The organism is Lysobacter sp. TAB13 (assembly GCF_052113885.1).
Classification (GTDB): Bacteria; Pseudomonadota; Gammaproteobacteria; order Xanthomonadales; family Xanthomonadaceae; genus Lysobacter; species Lysobacter gummosus.
Genome location: NZ_JBFRDR010000006.1, coordinates 1 through 22288 on the forward strand (window position 1 = coordinate 1; position 22288 = coordinate 22288).

At 67.7% G+C, this 22288-nt stretch carries 3 protein-coding genes; all 3 read left to right on the top strand.

Going from position 1 to position 22288, the window contains the following annotated elements; genetic code table 11:
• The first annotated feature begins 9 nt into the window (after positions 1-9).
• Genes AB4Y92_RS09085 through AB4Y92_RS09095 form a run of 3 tightly spaced genes read left to right on the top strand, consistent with a single transcriptional unit; the run spans position 10 to position 22249 of the window.
• Positions 10-18861: a non-ribosomal peptide synthase/polyketide synthase gene (locus tag AB4Y92_RS09085; RefSeq protein ID WP_441819326.1), complete on the top strand. Its 18852-nt coding sequence runs from the start codon at positions 10-12 to the stop codon at positions 18859-18861.
• Positions 18858-20450, top strand: coding sequence for an MBL fold metallo-hydrolase (locus AB4Y92_RS09090; protein WP_441819327.1), 1593 nt, complete (start codon positions 18858-18860; stop codon positions 20448-20450). The genes AB4Y92_RS09085 and AB4Y92_RS09090 overlap by 4 nt, the downstream gene beginning before the upstream one ends.
• Complete coding sequence (locus tag AB4Y92_RS09095; protein WP_441819328.1) at positions 20447-22249, top strand: ABC transporter ATP-binding protein; 1803 nt, start codon at positions 20447-20449, stop codon at positions 22247-22249. Before AB4Y92_RS09090 ends, AB4Y92_RS09095 begins: the two co-directional genes overlap by 4 nt.
• Positions 22250-22288 lie beyond the last annotated feature (39 nt).

Sequence of the window (22288 nt, forward strand, 5' to 3'; positions counted from 1 at the left end):
GACGGCTTCGTGGAAGCGCTGCAGACGGTGATCGACCGTCACGACGTGCTGCGCACCGCGGTGCAGTGGGAAGGCCTGCCCGAACCGGTGCAGGTGGTCTGGCGCGAAGCGACGATCGAGGTGGAGACGCTGGTGCTGGACGGCGCCGACGTCGAAGCGCATCTGCGCGCCTACACCGATCCCGCGCATTACCGCCTGGACGTGCGCAGCGCGCCGCAGATGCGCGGCTTCGCCGCCTTCGATGCCAGCCAGCAGCGTTGGCTGCTGGTGTTGCTGCAGCATCACTTGATCATGGATCACATCACCAGCGACCTGCTGATGCAGGAACTGGCCCTGATCCAGAGCGGCCGCGGCGATGAACTGTCCGAGCCGGTGCCGTTCCGCGATTTCGTCGCCCAGGCGCGCCTGGGCGTGAGCGTGCAAGAGCACGAACAATATTTCCGCGAGATGCTCGGCGATGTCGAGGAACCGACCGCGCCGTTCGGCTTGAAGGACGTGCAGGGCGGCGGTCAGGACATTCGCGAGGCGCATCGCGTGGTGGACAGCGACTTGTCGCGCCGTATCCGCGCGCAGGTAAAGGCTTTGGGCGTGAGCGCGGCCAGCGTATTCCACTGGGCCTGGGGCCAGGTGCTGGCGAAGACCACCGGACAAGAGGACGTGGTGTTCGGCACGGTGTTGTTCGGACGCATGCACGGCGGCTCGCGCGCGGATCGCGCGATGGGTTTGTTCATCAACACCTTGCCGGTGCGCATTCGCCTGGGCGAAGCGAGCGTGCGCGAAAGCATCCGCCGCACCCATGCCAGCCTGTCGCAACTGGTCTGGCACGAACACGCGCCGCTGGCGCTGGCGCAGCGCTGCAGCGCCTTGCCTTCGTCCACGCCGCTGTTCTCCGCGCTGTTGAATTACCGCCATAGCACGCTGGAACTAGACAACCTGTCCGACGCCGGCCTGGGCGACGGCGTCGAAGTCTTGGCCGCGCAAGAGCGCCACAACTATCCGCTGAGCCTGTCGGTGGACGATCTCGGCCAGGATTTCCACCTGGGCCTGCAGATCGCCTCACCGATCGACGCGCAGCGCATGTGCGAGTACATGCACCGCGTGCTGGAGCAGGCGGTGCAGGCGCTGGAGCGCACGGCCGAAACGCCGGCGTGGCGCGTCGGCGTGTTGGCCCAGGCCGAGCGCACCCAGCTGCTGGAGCAATGGGGCGCCGCGCACGCGGCGTATACGCAAACCGATTGCGTCCACGAACTGTTCGAACGAGAGGCCGCGCGCGCGCCCGATGCGGTGGCCGTCGTTCACGACGGCCGCCACACCAGCTACCGGCAACTCAACGAAGCGGCCAATCGCCTGGCCCGCCATCTGCGCTCGCTGGGCGTGCGCGAGGGCGACAGCGTGGCGATCGTGCTGGAGCGCTCGGCCGATCTGGTTGCGGCGCAGATCGCCATTCTCAAATGCGGCGCCTGCTACGTGCCGATCGACCAGAACGCGCCGATCGAACGCCAGGCCTTCCTGCTGCAGGACAGCGCCGCCGCGATCCTTATCACCCGTTCCGATGAGACTTTGCCGCCGCTGGGCGGAGCGCGGCGCCTGGATCTCGATCTGGCCGACTTGCACGCGCTCGCCGCCGACGACCTCGGCGCGAGCGTGGACAGCGAGACCACGGCCTACATCATGTACACCTCCGGTTCGACCGGACAGCCCAAGGGCGTGATGGTGCCGCATCGCGCCATCGGCCGGGTGGTGCGCGACAACGGCTACGCGCCGTTCGATAGCGGCGACCGCGTGGCGTTCGCATCGAATCCGGCTTTCGACGCCACCACCATGGAAGTGTGGGGCGCGCTGCTCAACGGCGGCCGCCTGGTGGTGATCGCAGCCGACGTGCTGCTGGAGCCCGCGCGTCTGGCCCAGGTGCTGAGCGAACAGCAGGTGACGGCGATGTTCGTCACCACCGCCTTGTTCAATCAGTACGTGCTGGCGATACCGCGCGCCTTGGCCGGTCTGCGTTATCTGATGTGCGGCGGCGAACGCGCCGATCCGGACAAGTTCGCGCGGTTGCTGGCGCACGAAGGCCCGCGCCATCTGATTCACTGCTACGGCCCGACCGAGACCACCACCTTCGCCACCACCTGCGAGATCGGCCGCGTTCCCGAGTCGATGAGCAACGTGCCGATCGGCGGGCCGATCGCCGGCACCTCGGTGTACGTGCTCGACGCGCACGGCGAACCGGTGCCGCAAGGCGTGGCCGGCGAGCTCTACATCGGCGGCGTGGGCGTGGCGCTGGGCTATCTGAATCGTCCGGAGTTGACCGCCGAGCGTTTCCTCGACGATCCGTTCGCGAACCGCGCGGGTGCGCGGATGTACCGCACCGGCGATCTCGGCCGCTGGCTCGAGGACGGCACGATCGAGTTCCTCGGCCGCAACGATCATCAGGTCAAGATCCGCGGCTTCCGCATCGAGTTGGGCGAAATCGAGGCCTGCCTGACGCAGCAGCCCGGCGTGCGCGAGGCGATCGTGCTCGCGCGCGAAGACAATCCGGGCGACAAGCGCCTGGTCGCGTATGTGGTCGGCGATGCCTTGCCGCACAGCGCGGAATTGCGCGCGGCGCTGGCGCAGGAACTGCCCGAATACATGGTGCCGGCGGCCTTCGTGGCGCTGCAGCGCCTGCCGCTGACGCCCAACGGCAAGCTTGACCGCCGCGCCTTGCCGGCGCCGGACGGCGACGCCTACGCTCAGCGCAGCTATGAGGCCCCGCAGGGCGAGGTGGAAACCGCGCTGGCGCAGATCTGGGCCGAGCTGCTGCAGGTCGAACGCGTCGGCCGCGGCGACCATTTCTTCGAACTCGGCGGGCATTCGCTGCTGGCGGTGCAGATGAGTTCGCGCGTGCGCCAGCAACTGGGTCTTGAAGTCGCGTTGTCGGATCTGTTCGCGCAACCGGTCCTGCACGAATTCGCCGCGCTGACCCATCAAGCCGCCTCCGGCGCGCAGCCGGCGCTGCAGCCGCAGTCGCGTCCGCCGGTCGTGCCCTTGTCGTTCGCGCAGCAGCGGATGTGGCTGATCGCGCAGATGGGCGCGCACGCCAGCGTCGCCTATCACATCCCCGGCGGCCTGCGATTGCAGGGGCCGCTGGACGTGGACGCGTTGCAGGCGGCGCTGGACAGGATCGTGCAGCGGCACGAATCGCTGCGCACGCATTTCGCCGTGGTCGATGGACAACCGGTGCAGCGGCTGAGCGATGCGGCCGGCTTCAGTCTGATTCGCCAGGACATGACCCAGGCCGACGATGCGCAGGCCGAGGTCGAATATTGGAGCGAAATCGAGGCGGAAGAACCGTTCGATCTGGGCACGGGGCCGCTGGTGCGCGGGCGTCTGCTGCGCCTGGGCGAGCAGGAGCACGTGCTGCTGCTGACCATGCACCACATCGTCTCCGACGGCTGGTCGATGGGCGTGCTGATCCATGAGCTCGGCGTTTTGTACCGCGCTTATGCGGTCGACGGCGTGGCCCATGCGGTCGATCCCTTGCCGCCGCTGCCGCTGCAATACGCCGACTACGCCGTGGCCCAGCGCCAGTGGCTCGATGCCGGCACCGAGAGCCGCCACCTGGATTACTGGCGTTCGCATCTGGCCGGGGCGCCGGCGATGTCGAGCCTGCCCACCGACAAGCCGCGTCCGGCCGAACAGAATTTCAAGGGCGGCATGGTCGAAGCGTGGCTGCCCGCCGACGCGAGCAAGGCGCTGGCCGATCTGGCCCGGCGCGAGCACGCGACGCCGTTCATGGTGTTGACCGCGGCGCTCAGCGTGATGCTGTCGCGCTACAACGCGCAGACCGACATCTGCCTGGGCACGGTGGTCGCCAACCGCGACCGCGCCGAGTTCGAGCCGATGATCGGCCTGTTCCTCGACACCCTGGCGATCCGCACCCGCATCGATCCGCAGCAGCGCTTCGAAGAACTGCTGCGCCAGGTGCGCGCCAATCTGCTCGGCGCCTACGCCCACCAGGGCCTGCCGTTCGAGCAGGTGCTGGACGTGGTCAAGCCGGCGCGCAAGGCCGGCGTGCCGCCGCTGTTCCAGGTGATGCTGCTGATGCAGAACATGCCGATGGAGCATCTGCAGCTGGCGGGCCTGACAATGCAGGCGTTGCCGCCGCCGGAACACACGGCCAAGTTCGATCTGACCTTGTACGTCACCGAACGCGACGGCGCGCTGCATCTGGCCTACGAATACAGTCAGGCGCTGTTCCGAGAGGAAACCATCGAGCGTCTGGCCGGGCATTTCAACCAACTGCTGATCGAGCTGAGCCGCGCACCGGCCACGCGCATCGATGATCTGTCGCTGCCGGGCACCCAGGCGCTGGCCTTGCCCGCGACTGCCGTGAACCGTTCCGACAGCGGCGAACGCATCGCGCTGTCGCATCACCAGCAGCGTCTGTGGTTCATCGACGCCTTCGAAACCGGCAAGGTCTACGAGACCTCGCCGGTCTACCACAACGTGCCCTTGCTGTTGCAATTCGACGCCGGCGTATCGGCCGAGCATATCGAGGCCGCGCTCAATGCCGTCATCGCCCGTCACGACGCGTTGCGCATCTCGATCCGCAGCGACGGCACCCACGCCTGGCAGCAGGTGGATCGCGACGGCTCGCTGACGCTGTCGCGCGTCACCGTGCAGGGCGAATATCTGCTGGAAGCGGCGCTGGCCGATGCCGCGCGGCCGTTCGCGCTCGGCCGCGACCGCCTGCTGCGCGCCACGCTGTGGCGCGGCGACGGCACCGATACCTTGTTGTGCGTGACCGCGCATCACATCGTCGTAGACCGCCCGTCGATGCAGGCGCTGGCGCGCGAACTGGTGCAGGCCTGCGCGGCTCTGATCGAAGGGCGCAGCCCCGATCTGCCCGCGACCGGCCTGCAGTTCGGCGACTACGCCCATTGGCAGGCGGCGCAGACGCCGGAGTTCATCGAAGCCGGATTGCTCTACTGGAAGCAGCAACTGCACGACCGCCTGCAAGCGCTGGAACTGCCCTTGAACCGGCCGCGGCCGGCGGTGCATACCTTCACCGCCGCGCGTCACGCCTTCGCCCTCGACAGCGAACTCGGCTCGCGCCTGCGCGCTCTGGCCGACACGCGCGGCGTGAGCGTCGAAGACGTGCTGCTGACCGGTTTCAACGCCTTCCTGCGCCGTTACGCCGGCCACGACGAACTGGTCATCGGCACCGGCGCGGCCTGCCGCGGCCATGCCGGCTTCGAAGCCCTGGTCGGCCCGGTCGCCAACTTGCTGGTGCTGCGCACCAAGCTGCCGGCGCACTGCAGTTTCGAACGCCTGCTGCAATCTCTGGCGCATACGCGCCGGCGCGCCCTGCAGCATCAGGACATGCCGTTCGAACTGCTGACGCGCAAGCTCGATCCGGAAAAGGACATGAGCCGCACGGCCCTGTTCGACGTATTGTTCCAGTACGACGAAGACAGCGGCCGGCCGATCCGCGCCGGCGCGGTCGAAGCCTTGCCGCTGGAAACCAACCTGGGTTACGGCAAGTACGACCTGCACCTGCATCTGTTCCCGGCCGGCGACGGCTTCCAGGCGCGCGTGGCCTATAACGCGGATTTCTTCGATGCCTGGCTGATCGAGCAGATGATGCGTCACTACGTGCGCCTGCTGCGCGCGGCGGTGGACGACCCGGCCGCGGTCATCGACGACGTAGCGCTGCTGGAGGACTCCGAACAGCAAAAGCTGCTGGCCTGGAACCAGACCGACGCGGCTTATCCGCACGACAAGACCGTGACGCGGCTGTTCGAGGAACAGACCGCGCGCACGCCGGACGGAGTCGCGGTGAGCTGCGGCGATGTCCGCCTGAGCTATCGCGAACTCAACCAGCAGGCCAACCGTCTGGCCCATCACCTGCGCGCGTGCGGAGTGCTGGCGCAGGAGCGGGTGGCGCTGTGCCTGGACCGCGGCGTGGAGATGATCGTGGCCATGCTCGCGGTCATCAAGGCCGGCGCGGCCTATGTGCCGATCGATCCGGAGTACCCGCAGGACCGCGTGCGTTTCATGCTGGAAGACGCCGGTTGCCGCTTCGTCCTGACCAGCGCCTCGCGCGCTGCGTCCCTGCCGGACACGGCGGTGCAGGCGATCGTCCTGGATCGCGACCGCGAGGCCGTGGACGCGCAGCCGTCGAGCGATCCGGCGCCGCTCAACGCGCCGGACGATCTGCTGTACGTGATCTACACCTCCGGCTCGACCGGCCGCCCGAAGGGCACCTTGCTGTCGCACCGCAACGTGGTGCGCCTGATGATCAACGACCAGTTGCAGTTCGATTTCTCCGAACGCGACGTGTGGTCGATGTTCCACTCCTACGCCTTCGATTTCACCGTCTGGGAAATCTACGGCGCGCTGCTGTACGGCGGACGGCTGGTGATCGTGCCGCACGCCGAGCGCAAGGACCCGCAGCGGTTCCTGGAACTGCTGCAGCGCGAACAGGTGACGGTGCTGAACCAGACCCCGAGCGCGTTCTACCACCTGGCCGACATCGCGGTGCGCCGCGGCGAGCCGGCGCTGGCCGCGCTGCGCTATGTGATCTTCGGCGGCGAAGCGCTGAGCCCGTCGCGGCTGCGCGAGTTCCGCGCGGTCCATCCGCGGGTCGAACTGATCAACATGTATGGCATCACCGAAACCTGCGTGCACGTCACCTTCAAGCGGCTGGAAGCGGCCGACCTGGACAGCGGCGCGTGCAATATCGGCGCGCCGATTCCGACCACGCGCACCTACATCCTCGACAGCCACCAGCGCCTGCTGCCGGCCGGCATGCCGGGCGAGCTGTACGTCGGCGGCCTCGGCGTCGGCCAGGGTTATTTGAATCGCGACGAACTTACCCGGCAGCGTTTCATCGCCGATCCGTATCGCCCCGGCGAACGCCTGTACCGCTCCGGCGATCTGGCCAAGCGGCTGGATTCGGGCGAGATGATTTACCTGGGTCGCATCGACAATCAGGTGCAACTGCGCGGTTTCCGCGTCGAACTGGGCGAGATCGAAGCGCAGCTGGCGCGCCTGCCGGGCGTGCGCGAAGCGGCGGTGATCGCACGCGAAGACCAGCCGGGCGACCAACGTCTGGTCGCGTATCTGGTCGGCGACGAAGTCCCCGATACGCCCGAGCTGCGCGCCGCGCTGGCGCGCGAGTTGCCGGACTACATGGTGCCGGCCGCCTACGTCATGCTGGCGCGCTTGCCCTTGACCTCCAACGGCAAACTCGACCGTAACGCCTTGCCGGCGCCGGAAGGCGACGCCTACGCGCAGCGGGCCTATGAAGAGCCGCAGGGGCCGGTGGAAACGGCACTGGCGCAGATCTGGGCCGAGCTGCTGCAAGTCGAGCGGGTGGGACGCCAGGATCACTTCTTCGAGTTGGGCGGACATTCGCTGCTGGCCTTGCAGATGACCGCGCGCCTGCAGCAACGCCTGGGCCTGGACGTGGCCCTGTCGGACCTGTTCGCCCAGCCGGTGCTGCAGCATTTCGCCCGCGTCGCCGGACACAAGCACGGCGAAGCCTTGCCAGCCATCGTCGCCGCGCCGCGTTCGCAAGCGCTGCCGCTGTCGTTCGCGCAGCAGCGCTTGTGGTTCATCGCGCAAATGGATCAGGCCGCGAGCGCGGCCTATCACATGGCTGGCGGCCTGCGTCTGCACGGCCCGCTGGACGTGGATGCGCTGCAGGCCTCGCTGGACCGCATCGTGCAGCGGCATGAGGCGCTGCGCACTCGTTTCGAACTGGTCGATGGACAACCGTTGCAACGCATCGACGCGGACGGCCGCTTCAATCTGCTGCGGCACGATCTGAGCGATGCCGCCGATGCCGCGGCGCAGGTCGCGCATTGGAGCGAAACCGAAGCCGCCGCGCCGTTCGACCTCGCCGCCGGCCCGCTGGCGCGCGGCCGCCTGCTGCGCTTGGGCGAGCAGGAACACGTGCTGTTGCTGACCTTGCACCACATCGTTTCCGACGGTTGGTCGATGGGCGTGCTGGTCAACGAATTGGGCGCGCTGTATCGCGCCTATGCACTGGAAGGTGTGGCGACCCGGATCGATCCGTTGCCGGCGCTGCCGGTGCAGTACGCCGACTACGCGCTGTGGCAGCGGCAATGGCTCAGCGGCGAGGTCCAGCTCAAGCAGCAGACCTTCTGGCGCGAGCAACTGACCGGCGCGCCGGCGCTGATCACCTTGCCGACCGACCGGCCGCGGCCGGCGGTGCAGGAATATGCCGGCGCCAGTCTGGATCTGGAGCTGGACAACGACTTGAGCGATGCGCTGCGGGCGCTGTCGCGCAAGCACGGCACCACGCTGTACATGACCTTGCTGGCGGCGTGGAGCGCCTTGGCGTCGCGACTGGCCGGACAGGACGAAGTGGTGATCGGCACGCCGGTCGCTAACCGCGCCCGCGTCGAAGTCGAGCCGCTGATCGGTTTCTTCGTCAACACCCTGGCGCTGCGCCTGGACCTGCAAGGCAAGCCGAGCGTGGCCGAGCTGCTGGCGCGGGTGCGCGAGCGGGTGCTGCAGGCGCAGGCGCACCAGGACGTGCCGTTCGAGCAAGTGGTGGAAGTGCTCAAGCCGGCGCGTTCGATGGCGCACAGCCCGCTGTTCCAGTTGATGTTCAGCTGGCAGAACACGCCGCAGGCGGCGCTGGAACTGGGCGCGCTGCAGTTGCGCGACCTGGATGAAGGCGAGCATCGCAGCGCTCAGTTCGATCTGTCGCTGGGCATGCAGGAAGTCGATGGCCGCATTGTCGGCAGCCTGGAATACGCCACGGCCTTGTTCGACCGCGCCACGATGCTGCGTCACGTCGACTACCTGAAGGCCGTGCTGCGCGGCATGGCCGACGATGACGGTCAGGCCGTGGAGCGCATCGCGATCCTCGATGGCGGCGAACGGCAACACCTGCTGCAGACCTGGAACGACACCGCGCGTGCGTATCCGCAACTGCAGTGCATCCATCGATTATTCGAACAACAAGCCGCGCAGACGCCCGATGCGGTGGCGGTGGAGCAGGACGGCCAGCGGCTGACCTACGCCGAACTCAACGCGCGTTCGAACCGTTTGGCTCATCACCTCAAGGCGCTGGGCGTCGGCGCGGACGATCGCGTCGCGATCGCCATGCCGCGCACGCCGGACATGCTGGTGGCCTTGCTGGCGACCCTTAAGGCCGGCGGCGCCTACGTGCCGCTGGACCCGGCGTATCCGTCCGAGCGCCTGGCCTACATGCTCGAAGACAGCGCGCCGAAGGTATTGCTGACCCACGGCGAGGTGCGGGCGAATCTGCCTGTCGTCGATGGTCTGCGGGTGATCGAGATCGATCGCGACGCATCGGCATGGCAGTCGTTGCCGCAGCACGACCTCAACGCTCAGGCCTCGCCGGTCGGCGCCGAACATCTGGCCTACGTGATCTACACCTCCGGCTCCACCGGCCAGCCCAAGGGCGTGATGGTGGAGCACCGCGCCCTGAGCAACTTCCTGCTGAGCATGCAGGAACAGCCCGGACTGGAGCGCGGCGACCGCCTGCTGGCGGTCACCACGCTGAGCTTCGACATCGCCGGCCTGGAACTGTGGTTGCCGTTGATCAGCGGCGCCAGCATCGTGCTGGCGCATCGCGAACAGGCGATGGACGGCGCCGCTCTCAAGGAACTGCTCGAAAGCCGCGCGGCGACGATCCTGCAGGCCACGCCCGCCACCTGGCGCCTGCTGATCGAAGCGGGCTGGCAGGGCGGCGAAGGCTTCAAGGCGCTGATCGGCGGCGAAGCGCTGCCGCCGGATCTGGCCGCGGAGCTGCTGCAACGTTGCGGACAGCTGTGGAACATGTACGGCCCGACCGAGACCACGGTGTGGTCGATGGTCGATCGGGTGCGGCCGGCGTCGCCGCCGGCCGGCATCGGCCGTCCGATCGCCAACACCTCGATCTATGTGCTCGATGCGCACGGCGAACCGGTGCCGCAAGGCGTGGCCGGCGAGCTCTACATCGGCGGCGACGGCGTCGCCCGCGGCTATCTCAACCGCGCGCAGCTGAGCGGCGAGCGTTTCCTCGACGATCCGTTCGCCAACCGCATCGGCGCGCGGATGTACCGCACCGGCGATCTCGGCCGTTGGCTCGCCGACTGCACGATCGAGTTCCTCGGCCGCAACGATCATCAGGTCAAGATCCGCGGCTTCCGCATCGAACTGGGCGAGATCGAGGCCTGCCTGATCCGTCAGAGCGGCGTGCGCGAGGCAGTGGTGCTGGCGCGCGAAGACCGACCGGGCGACAAGCGTCTGGTCGCGTATCTGGTCGGCGACGACATCGCCCCGACCGCGCAGCTGCGCGCGGCGCTGGCGCAGGAACTGCCCGACTACATGGTGCCGGCGGCGTACGTGACGCTGGAACGTTTGCCGCTGACGCCCAACGGCAAGATCGACCGCCGCGCCTTGCCCGCGCCGGAAGGCGACGCCTACGCGCAACGCGAGTTCGAAGCGCCGCAAGGGCCGGTGGAAACCACGCTCGCGCAGATCTGGGCCGAGCTGCTGCAGGTCGAGCGGGTGGGGCGTCAGGATCACTTCTTCGAACTGGGCGGACATTCGCTGCTGGCGGTGCAGATGGGCTCGCGCCTGCGCGAACGCCTGGGCATGGACGTACCGTTGTCGGCGCTGTTCTTCGAACCGGTGTTGAGCGCGTTCGCGCGTCACGTCAGTCAGGCCGCGGTCAATGTCCTGCCGGCGCTGGTGTCCGGCCAGCGGCCGGAACTGATTCCGCTGTCGTTCGCCCAGCAGCGTTTGTGGTTCATCGCTCAGATGGGGCAACAGTCCAGCGGCGCCTATCACATGGCCGGCGGCTTGCGCCTGCGCGGCGCGCTCGACGAAAGCGCCTTGCAGGCGGCGCTGGACCGGATCGTGCAGCGCCACGAGGCCTTGCGCACGCACTTCGAACTGGTCGAAGGCCAACCGGTGCAGCGCATCGCAAAGCAGGCGAGCTTCGCCCTGTCGCGGCAGGATCTCAGCGCCAGCGCCGATCCCGCCGCCGAGCTGGCGCAGTGCAGCCATCGCGAAGCGCACGAACCCTTCCATCTGGATCGCGGCCCGCTGATTCGCGGACGGCTGTTGCGTCTGGCCGAGCAGGAGCACGTGTTGCTGCTGACCATGCACCACATCGTCTCCGACGGTTGGTCGATGGGCGTGTTGATCAACGAACTGGGCGAGCTGTATCGCGCCTACGCCTCGCACGAGGTGCCGGCCGATATCGATCCGTTGCCGGCGCTGCCGGCGCAGTACGCCGATTACGCGGTATGGCAACGCCGCTGGCTCGACGGCGAGTTGCTGCAAAGCCAGCAGGCCTATTGGTGCGAACACCTGCAAGGCGCGCCCGGCCTGTTGGAATTGCCGACCGACCGCGCCCGTCCGCCGGTGCAGGAGCATGCCGGCGAAAGCCGCCGCTTCGTCGTCGATGCCGACATCACCCGCGATCTGCGCGCACTGAGCCAGCGCCACGGCACGACCTTGTACATGACCCTGCTGGCGTCGTGGGCGGCGTTGCTGAGCCGCTTGTCCGGGCAGGGCGATGTCGTGATCGGTACGCCGATGGTCAACCGCAATCACACCGAGCTGGAACCGCTGATCGGCTTGTTCATCAACAACGTCGCCCTGCGTTTCGACCTGTCCGGCGATCCCAGCGTGGCCGAGTTCCTGGCCCAGGTGCGCGGCACCGCGCTGGCCGCGCAGTCGAACAAGGACCTGCCGTTCGAGCAAGTGGTGGAAGCGCTCAAGCCGGTGCGCAGCCTGGCTTACACGCCGCTGTATCAGGTCGTGTTCGTCATGCACAACATGGCCGACGCCGGCCTGATCCTGCCCGGTCTGCAGATCGAGGCGATGCCGGTGGAAGAAGCCACCGCGCAGAACGATCTGTGGTGGTCGGTCACGGAGATGGACGAACGCCTGGAGTGCGAGGTGGTGTTCGCCAGCGCCTTGTTCGACGCGGCCACGATCGAGCGCTGGATCGGCCATTGGCAGAGGCTGCTGCGCGCGATGGTCGCCGAAGAAGCGACCCAGGTCAGTCGCTTGCCGTTGCTGTCTTCCGACGATCGGCGCCAGCTGCTGCACGACTGGAACGACACCGCGCAAGCCACGCCGGAACCGGCCTCGCCGGAGCACGCCGCGCGCGAGCAAAACCTGATCCATACCTGGTTCGAAGCGCAGGCCGCCCGCGCCGGCGACGCGCCGGCGGTGGTGTCCGAGCACGGCAACCTGAGTTACGCCGAACTCAACGCGCAGGCGAACCGTCTGGCCCATCATCTGGTCGCGCTCGGCGTGCGTCCGGACCAGCGCGTGGCCTTGTTGCTCGAACGCGGCCCGCAGTTGGTGGTGGCGATGCTGGCCACGCTGAAGGCCGGCGGCGCTTATGTACCGCTGGATCCGCAATATCCGTCCGAACGTCTGGCCTTCATGCTCGACGACAGCCGGCCCAAGGTGGTGCTGACTCAGCAAAGCCTGGAAGAGCAATTGCCGGCCAGCCGCGCCCTGATGACCGCCAGCGTGGTGCTGGTGGACGATGCTGCCGCATCGTGGCAGCGCCTGTCCGACGCCGACCCCGATCCGTCGGCGCTGGGCATCGGCGCGGCGACCCTGGCCTATGTGATCTACACCTCCGGCTCCACCGGCAAGCCCAAGGGCGTGATGGTCGAGCACGGCGGGCTGGCGCATTACCTGGGCTGGGCGCTGGGCCACTACGGCGGCGGCGGACGCCGCGATGCCGTGGTCTCTTCGCCGGTGGCTTTCGATGCCACCGTGACCAGCCTGTATCTGCCGCTGATCAGCGGTGGCGTCGCGCAGCTGTTGCGCGACGGCGATGAACTGCTCGGGCTGGAAAACTGGATACGCGGCGCCGCCGCGGGCCATCTGATCAAGATCACGCCTTCGCATCTGCGCGCGCTCGGCGAGCGCCTGGAAGAACTCGGCGCCGGCTGCGCAAGCCAGTTGTTCGTGATCGGCGGCGAAGCCCTGCCGGCGTCCACGGTGGCCTTGTGGCGCCGGATCAGCCCGGACTCGCGTCTGGTCAACGAGTACGGCCCCACCGAAACCGTGGTGGGCTGCGTGGTGCACGAAGCCTCGGCCGGCGTGAACGATTCGGGCTACTGCCCGATCGGCCGGCCGATCGCCAACACCCGCATCTACATCCTCGACGCGCACGGCGAACCGGTGCCGGCGGGGGTGAGCGGCGAAATCCATATCGCCGGCGCCGGCGTCACCCGCGGTTACCACAACCGCGCCGAACTGACCGCGGAGCGTTTCCTGCGCGATCCCTTCGCCGACGATGCGCAGGCGCGGATGTACAAGAGCGGCGACATCGGCCGCTGGTTGCCCGGCGGCGTCATCGACTATCAGGGCCGCAACGACGATCAGGTCAAGATCCGCGGCTTCCGCATCGAGCTGGGCGAAATCGAAGCCAAGCTGTCGCAGTGCTTCGGCGTGCGCGAAGCGGTGGTCGCCGCGCGCGAGGACGTGCCCGGCAGCAAGCGCCTGGTCGCTTACTACGTGGCCGCCGACGCGTCGGTGGACAGCCATGCGTTGCGCACGCAGTTGCAGCTGTCCTTGCCCGAATACATGGTGCCGGCGGCGTACGTGGCGCTGGAGCGGTTGCCGCTGACGCCCAACGGCAAGCTCGACCGCCGCGCCTTGCCGGCGCCGGAGGGCGACGCCTTCGGCCAGCGCGTCTTCGAGGAACCGCAAGGGCCGGTGGAAACCGCGCTGGCGCAGATCTGGGCCGAGTTGCTGCGGGTGGAAAGGGTGGGACGCCAGGACCAGTTCTTCGAACTGGGCGGGCACTCGCTGATGGCCTTGCAGATGACCGCGCGGCTGCGTCAGCGGCTGGGTCTGGACGTGGCCCTGCCGGAACTGTTCGCCCATCCGGTGCTGCGGGATTTCGCCCGCGTCGCCGGACAGCGGCAGGGCGAGGCGCTGCCGGCCATCGTGGCCGCCGAGCGCACGCAGGCCTTGCCGCTGTCGTTCGCGCAGCAGCGCTTGTGGTTCATCACCCAGATGGATCAGGCCGCCAGCGCGGCGTACCACATCGCCGGCGGCATGCGCCTGCACGGCCCGCTGGACGTGCAGGCCTTGCAGGCCGCGCTGGACCGCATCGCGCAGCGGCACGAAGCATTGCGCACGCGGTTCGAAGTGGTCGATGGGCAGCCGGTGCAGAAAATCGTCGGGCACGGCCGTTTCAGCCTGCTGCGCCAGGATCTGCGCGGCGCGGACGATGTCGAGGCGCAGGTGGCGCATTGGAGCCGGATCGAGGTCGAGGCGCCGTTCGACATGGCCGCAGGCCCGCTCGCGCGCGGACGGCTGTTGCAGGCCGGTGAGCAGGACCATGTGCTGCTGCTGACCCTGCATCACATCGTTTCCGACGGTTGGTCGATGGGCGTGCTGGTTGAGGAACTCAGCGCGCTGTATCGCGCCTATGCGTTGGACGGCGTGCCGACTCACACCGATCCGCTGCCGGCCTTGCCGGTGCAATACGCCGACTACGCGCTGTGGCAGCGGCAGTGGCTCAGCGGCGAGGTGCAGCAGAAACAGCAGGCCTACTGGCGTGAGCAACTGACCGGCGCACCGGCATTGATTACCCTGCCGACCGACCGGCCGCGGCCGGCGGTGCAGGAATACGCCGGCGCCAGTCTGGATCTGGAACTGGACGACGGCTTGAGCGAGGCGCTGCGCGCGTTGTCGCGCAAGCATGGCACCACGCTGTACATGACCTTGCTCGCGGCCTGGAGCGCGGTGGCATCGCGTCTGGCCGGGCAGGACGACGTGGTGATCGGTACGCCGGTCGCCAATCGTTCGCGGGTCGAAGTCGAACCCTTGATCGGTTTCTTCGTCAACACTCTGGCGCTGCGCCTGGACCTGAGCGGCGAGCCGACGGTGAGCGAACTGCTGGCGCGAGTGCGCGAGCAAGTGCTGCAGGCGCAGGCGCACCAGGACGTGCCGTTCGAGCAAGTGGTGGAAGTGCTCAAGCCGGCGCGCTCGATGGCGCACAGCCCCTTGTTCCAGTTGATGTTCACCTGGCAGAACACGCCGCAGTCGTCGCTGGAACTGGGCGCGCTGCAACTGCGCGACCTGGACGGCGGCGAACGCCGCAGCGCCCAGTTCGACCTGTCGCTGGGACTGCAGGAGATCGACGGCCGCATCGTCGGCAACCTGGAATACGCGACCTCCTTGTTCGACCACACCACCATGGCGCGGCATGCCGAGTACCTGAAGGCGGTGCTGCGCGGCATGGCCGATGACGACAGCCAGCCGGTGGAGCGCATCGCGATCCTGGAGGCGGACGAACGCCGGCAAGTGCTGCAGAGCTGGAACGACACCGCGCGCGCGTATCCGCCGGTGCAGGCCATCCATCACCTGTTCGAACAGCAAGTCGCGCGCACGCCCGATACGGTGGCGGTGGCGCAGGACGGCCAGCAGCTTAGCTACGCCGAACTCAACGCGCAGTCGAACCGGCTGGCGCATCACCTGCGCATGCTCGGCGTCGGCGCGGATGAGCGCGTCGCCATCGCCATGCCGCGCAGCCTGGAGATGATGGTCGGCCTGCTGGCGGTGCTGAAGGCCGGCGGCGCCTACGTGCCGCTGGACCCGGCGTATCCGTCCGAGCGCCTGGCCTACATGCTCGAAGACAGCGCGCCGAAGGTGTTGCTGACCCACAGCGAAGTGCGCGCGGACCTGCCGATCGGCGATGGCCTGACGGTGATCGAGCTCGATCGCGACGCCTCGGCGTGGCAGTCCTTGCCGGACACCGATGCCGATGCGACGGATGTCCGCGCGAATCAGCTGGCCTACGTGATCTACACCTCCGGCTCCACCGGCCAGCCCAAGGGCGTGATGAACGAACACGGCGGCGTGGTCAACCGTCTGCAGTGGATGCAGGAGGCCTACGCGCTGAGCGGCGGCGACGCGGTGCTGCAGAAGACGCCGTCGAGCTTCGACGTGTCGGTGTGGGAGTTCTTCTGGCCGCTGATGACCGGCGCGCGGTTGGTAATGGCGCGTCCGGAAGGGCACAAGGACCCGCGCTATCTGGCCGAAGTCATTCGCGATCAGCGCATCACCACGATGCATTTCGTGCCCTCGATGCTGCAGGTGTTCCTGGATGTGGCCGACACCGCCTTGTGCGCCAGCCTCACCCGCGTCATGTGCAGCGGCGAAGCCTTGCCCGGCGCATTGGCGCGGCGTTTCCGCCAGAGCTTGCCGGGGGTGGGGCTGTACAACCTGTACGGCCCGACCGAGGCCGCGGTGGACGTCACCGCCTGGTCCTGCGATCACGACGCGCTGCCGGAAAACATTCCGATCGGCCGTCCGATCGCCAACACCGCGATCTATCTGCTGGACCGTCACGGCGAACCGGTGCCCGCGGGCACGGCCGGCGAGCTGTTCATCGGCGGCGTGCAGGTGGCGCGCGGTTACCTCAACCGTCCGCAGTTGACCGGCGAGCGTTTCCTGGCCGATCCGTTCTCCGACCGCCCGGCCGCGCGCATGTACAAGACCGGCGATCTGGCCCGCTGGCAGGACGACGGCACGCTGCTGTACCTCGGCCGCAACGATCATCAGGTCAAGATCCGCGGCCAGCGCATCGAGCTGGGCGAGATCGAAGCGCAACTGGCGAAGCTGCCGGGCGTGCGCGAAGCGGTGGTGCTGGCGCGCGAAGACCGCCCCGGCGACAAGCGCCTGGTCGCCTACGTGGTCGGCGAGCACGCGCCGCAGACCGCGCAGTTGCGCGCGGCGCTGTCGCGCGAGTTGCCCGAGTACATGATCCCGGCCGCCTGCGTGGTGCTGCAGGCGCTGCCGCTGACGCCCAACGGCAAGCTCGACCGGCAGGCGTTGCCGGCGCCGGAAGGCGAGGCCTATGCGCAACGCCCGTATGAGGCGCCGCAGGGCGAGATCGAAACCGCGCTGGCGCAGATTTGGTCGGAGCTGCTGCAGGTGGAGCAGGTCGGCCGCCACGACAGCTTCTTCGATCTCGGCGGCCATTCGCTGATGGTCATCCACGTGGTCGATCGCCTGCGCAAGCTCGGCTTCGAAGTGGAAATCCGCACCATCGTGGAAACGCCCGCGCTGCAGGACGTGGCGAGCCGCACCCACCGTGTCGCCCGCGCGCCGCTGTCCAAGCATCTGGTGCCGATCCGTTTCGGCGCCGCGCGGCGACCGCTGTTCTTCATCCACGAGCCCACCGGCGAAGTGCTGTCGTACGAGCGCCTGTCGCGGCACCTGGACGACGACCTGCCGGTCTACGGCCTGCAGGCCGACCGCGGCGACGCCGAAGGCCACATCACCGCGGAGATGCTCGCCAAGCGCTATGTGCAGGCGATCCGCAGCGTGCAGCCGAGCGGTCCGTATCGCCTCGCCGGTTGGTCCGGCGGCGGCCATCTGGCCTACGAAATGGCTCAGCAGCTGCTGGGCGAGGACGAGAGCGTCGAGTTCCTCGGCATGATCGACAGCGGCCGTCCCGGCAATCTGCGGCCGGAAGACATGCCGCAGGACGAAGAACGTTTCCGCTGGGATTTCCTCTTCAGCCACATCCGCTATCTCGACCCGAGCCTGGACGAGGACGAAGTGGAAGCGCTGGAGTCGCGCGGCACCCTGGAAGCGGCGATGGCGCATTGCCGCAGCATCGGCTGGCTGCCGCCGAGCTTCAGCGCGGAAGAACTGTCGTGGCGCGCGGCATTGATGAAGCAGTTGTCGGTGGCCTGCCTGAGCTATCGCCCGCAGTTGCTGCCGATGCCGACGTATCTGTTCGCCGCCGACATCGCCGCCGGCAAGGACGCCTCGCACGGCTGGGCCGAACTGGCCGGCGACTACCTGCGCCTGGAAGTGATCGGCGGCACCCACAAATCGATCATGGAAGAACCGCTGGTGGCCAAACTGGCCGCGCGCATCAACGCGCTGCTGGCGCAAGCCGAGGCCGAACCCACGCCGCCGCCGTCGCATCCGCACAAGGCCGGCATCGTCATCCAGTCGGCCAAGCCGGGCACCTCGCCGGTGTTCTGCATCCCCGGCGCCGGCGCCAACGTCAGCTGTTTCCTGTCGCTGGCCCAGGCCTGCGGCGGCCAGTTGCCGCTGACCGGACTGCAGTCGCGCGGCCACGACGGCAAGTCGGTGCCGCACGCCTCGGTGGAAGCCGCGGCGCGGGCCCTGCTGCCGGAAATCCGTGCGATGGGCGCGGGCGGTCCCTACCACCTGCTGGGCCATTCCTTCGGCGGATGGATCGCCTTCGAGCTGGCCTGCCTGCTCGAACGCGCCGGCGAACCGGTGGCACCGCTGATCCTGGTCGATTGCGAGCCGCCGCAGCGCGTGCGCGTGTCCAATCACCTGGAAGTGCTGACGCAGTTCGTCGATCTGCTGGAGATGGATCAGGCCCGCGACCTGGGCCTGAGCGCGAAGACGCTCGCCGCGCTCGATCCGCGCCAGCAAGACCAGCGCCTGCTCGCGTGCATGGTCGACGCCGGGCTGCTGCCGCCGCGCACCTCGCTGCCGCAGCTGCAGGCCTTGCTGCGCGTGTTCACCGCCAACTTGAACGCCAGCTACCAGCCCGCCGCGGTCTATGCCGGCCCGGTGGTGCTGCTCAACGCCCAGGCATCGGACAAACCGCTCTCGGTGCAGCGCTCGCTGATGTCGCCGGCCGAACAGGCCGAAGGCTGGCACCGCTACGCGAAGAACCTGGATATCCACGCGCTGCATGGCGATCACATGAGCGTATTGCGATTCCCCCACGTGAACCAGCTCGCGGCCGTCCTGGCCAAGGCCTGGCCGCTGCATGTCGTGTCCGCCGCCGGCAAACACGACACCACCGCTCAACCTGCCAAAGACCACTCCATCAAAGTCGAGTCAACATGAACACACTTCAGTCCTTGTCCGCCGATGTGCGCAGCGTTCCGCTCGTCAACCAGTGGTTCGCGCACATCTACCTGATGTCGCCGCTGACCCTGGGCCTCTATACCAAGCACGCGCACCTGGCGATGCTGGATTCCTTCATCGACGATCCCGAGCAGCATCTGGTTTCGTCCAACACCCCGGAACTGCTGGGCGGCCCGTTCATCAACTACACCGGCGATCCGGCCGATATGACGCGCTTTCGCGATGAAACCATCGAGAAGTGCTCGCTGCACCTGCGCTGCGCCGATGCGATCAACAACCTGTACCAGATGCTGTTCAGTCAGGCCAAGGGCAGCGGCGTGCCGGCGCTGTACGCGCAGGTCGATGAGTTGATCCGCTACGGCGTGGACATCTCTTACGATGTCAGCAAGCAGCCCGGCGCGCGCTTCATCGAATCGATTTTCTACAACAGCCCGCTCAACGCGCCGCAGCTGCAGACCTGCGTGCTGGAAAAAGCCAGCTATGAGCCGCGCACCTTCGTTCTGAGCACCCCGCAGATCAAGACCGACAAGACCTCGGTGACCTTGAGCCTGCCGTTCGGCGATCCGCTGTGGAACGAACTGTACGGCGGCACCACCGACGCCGACGGTCTGGCCGAGCGTCTGCGTCCGTACATGCAGGAACCCGAACGCGAGGTGCCGCTGCTCAAGAGCATGCTGGACGTTCCCCAGCCGGCCGCGCTGGACGCGGAGTGGACGCAGGAAACCCCGCGCATCCGTTACTTCGGCCATGCCTGCGTGATGATCCAGTGCGCCGGCGTCAGCATCCTGATCGATCCGCTGATCAGCTATCCGGGCGAGGCGGAGATTCCGCACTTCACCTTCGACGATCTGCCCGAGCGCATCGACTATGTCCTGATCACCCATCCGCATCAGGACCACGTGGTGTTCGAAACCTTGCTGCGTCTGCGCCATCGCGTCGATCACGTGGTGGTGGGCCGCGCCGGCGGCGGCGGTCTGGCCGACGTGTCGCTCAAGTTGATGCTGGAAAGCTGCGGCTTCGAGAACGTCACCGAGCTGAGCGAATACGAGAGCGTGACCTTCAAGGGCGGACGCATCCTCGGCGCGCCGTTCTACGGCGAACACGCCGACCTGGACATCCGCGCCAAGCTGGTGTTCGGCATCGAGATGAATCAGTCCGCCTGCCTGTTCTTCGCCGACTCCAATCCGCCGTCGCCGGAGTTCTACGAACCGCTGAAGGCGATCTTCCCGCGCGTGGACTGCCTGTTCCTGGGCATGGAATGCGTGGGCGCGCCGGCGACGTGGCTGTACGGGCCGCTGCTGCAGAAGATGCTGACCCGCGGCGAAGACCAGTCGCGGCGCCTGGACGGCTGCGATTCGGCCAAGGCGCTGAGCATGCACGAGTACTTCAATCCCGAGCGGCTCTTCATCTACGCGATGGGCGCCGAGCCGTGGCTGACCCACATCACCAGCATCCTGTACTCGGAAGAGACGACCCAGTTCAAGGAAGCGCGTCTGGTCGAATCGACGCTGCGAGCGCAGGGCCGCGAAGCCGAGTTGCTGTTCGGCAAGATGGAGTTGCTGTTGTGAATGGTGCGGCGGCAAATCGCTCCGGCCTGTTCCGCGGTCCGCTCGCGCAGCTGATCCGCGCGGCGCGGCCGTCGCGGGCGCTGCTGGCCGCGGCGGCGGCCAGTTCTTTCGTCGCCGTGGCCAGCACCCTGGCGTTTCCGATGCTGACCAAGCAGGTGGTCGATCAGATTCCGGCCGGCGGCGTGCAGACGGTCAGCATCGTGCTGCTGGCCGCGGCGCTGACCGGTTCGGCGCTGGCCACGGCCTTGACCGCCTACCTGCTGTCGCGGGTCGGTTACGGCGTGGTCGCGACCTTGCGCGGCCTGCTGGTGCGCAAGGTCGTCGCCTTGCCGGTGGCGGCGTTCGATCGCAACAGCACCGGCGATTGGGTCAGCCGGGTGTTGAACGATTGCCAGTCGATCTCCGAACTGGTGACGCGCGAGGCCATCAACCTGCTCACCAGCGTCCTGCTGTTGGCAGGTTCAGTGACGGTGCTGATCCTGCTGGACGTGCGCCTGACGCTGATGCTGTTGGGCAGCCTGGGCTGCGCGTTCTTGCTGGTGATTCCGCTGGGCATGCTGCTGGAAGGCTTGGCCCGCAGCACTCAGGATCGCACCGCCAGGTTGGGCGCGATCCTCACCCACGTGTTCTCCGAGATCCGCCTGGTCAAGGCATTCACCGCCGAAACCCGCGAGAACGGCCGCAGCGACGAAGAGATCGAAGGCATCCGCCGGATCGGCATCCGCCAGGCCAAGGTCAACGTCTGGATCGAACCGTTGATGACCCTGGCGCTGATGGCCGCGGTGATCGCGATCCTGGTGTACGGAGCGATGCGGGTCAGCAAGGGCGACATCACCATCGGCACGCTGACCGCGTTCGTGCTGTACATCATCAACGTCGCCACGCCGGTGGTGCAGCTGACTCACTTCACCGCCGAGTTCCAGAAAGCCAAGGGCGCCTCCACCCGGATCGCGTCCCTGCTGCAGGACGCGGTGGAAGACACGAGTACGCAGGCCGAGGTGCTGGAGCATGCGCGCGGCCTGCTGGAGTTCCGCGACGTGTCGTTCTCGTATCCGGGCGGGCAGGGCAGCAAGGTGTTGCAGGACGTCACCCTGCAATTCCGGCCGGGCACGACCACGGCGCTGGTCGGCGCCAGCGGCAACGGCAAGACCACCATCTTGTCGCTGATCGAGCGTTTCTACGAACCCGGCGACGGCGCGGTGCTGTACGACGGCCGGCCCATCACCGACTTCACCCTGGCCTCGTGGCGCAGCCGGATCGGCTACGTCGCCCAGGGCGCGCCGATCATGCCCGGCAGCGTGCGCGACAACATCACCTACGGCCTCACCGGCAGTTACAGCGACGAAATGATCCTGGAAGCGGCGGCGCAGGCCGGCGCCCTGGGCTTCATCTCGCGCATGCCCGAGGGCCTGGACACGCAGCTGATCGAGCAGGGCAACAACCTGTCGGGCGGACAACGGCAGCGCATCGCCATCGCTCGCATGTTCCTGCGCAATCCCGACATCCTGATCCTGGACGAAGCCACCTCCAGCCTGGACAGCGAGACCGAGCATCAGGTCAAGCAGGCCCTGGCCTTGTTGATGAAAGGCCGCACCAACATCGTCGTCGCCCACAACCTGACCACGGTGATGCAGGCCGATTGGATCTACTTCCTGGAGAGCGGCCGCATCTCGGGCATGGGCAATCACGAGGAACTCAATCGCACTCATCCGTACTACGCCCGGCTGGTGGCGCGTTATTTCCAGCGCGTGCCGGAGAACATCGCCGCGCTGGAGCCTGCGAGCACGGCTATCGGTTAGCGCCGCCTACTCTGCGAGTGACGCGTCGCGCCGTGCGGC

Coding starts and splice junctions, on each gene's coding strand:
- AB4Y92_RS09090 (WP_441819327.1), top strand. CDS start 18,858: ATGAACACACTTCAGTCCTTGTCCGCCGATGTGCGCAGCGTTCCGCTC.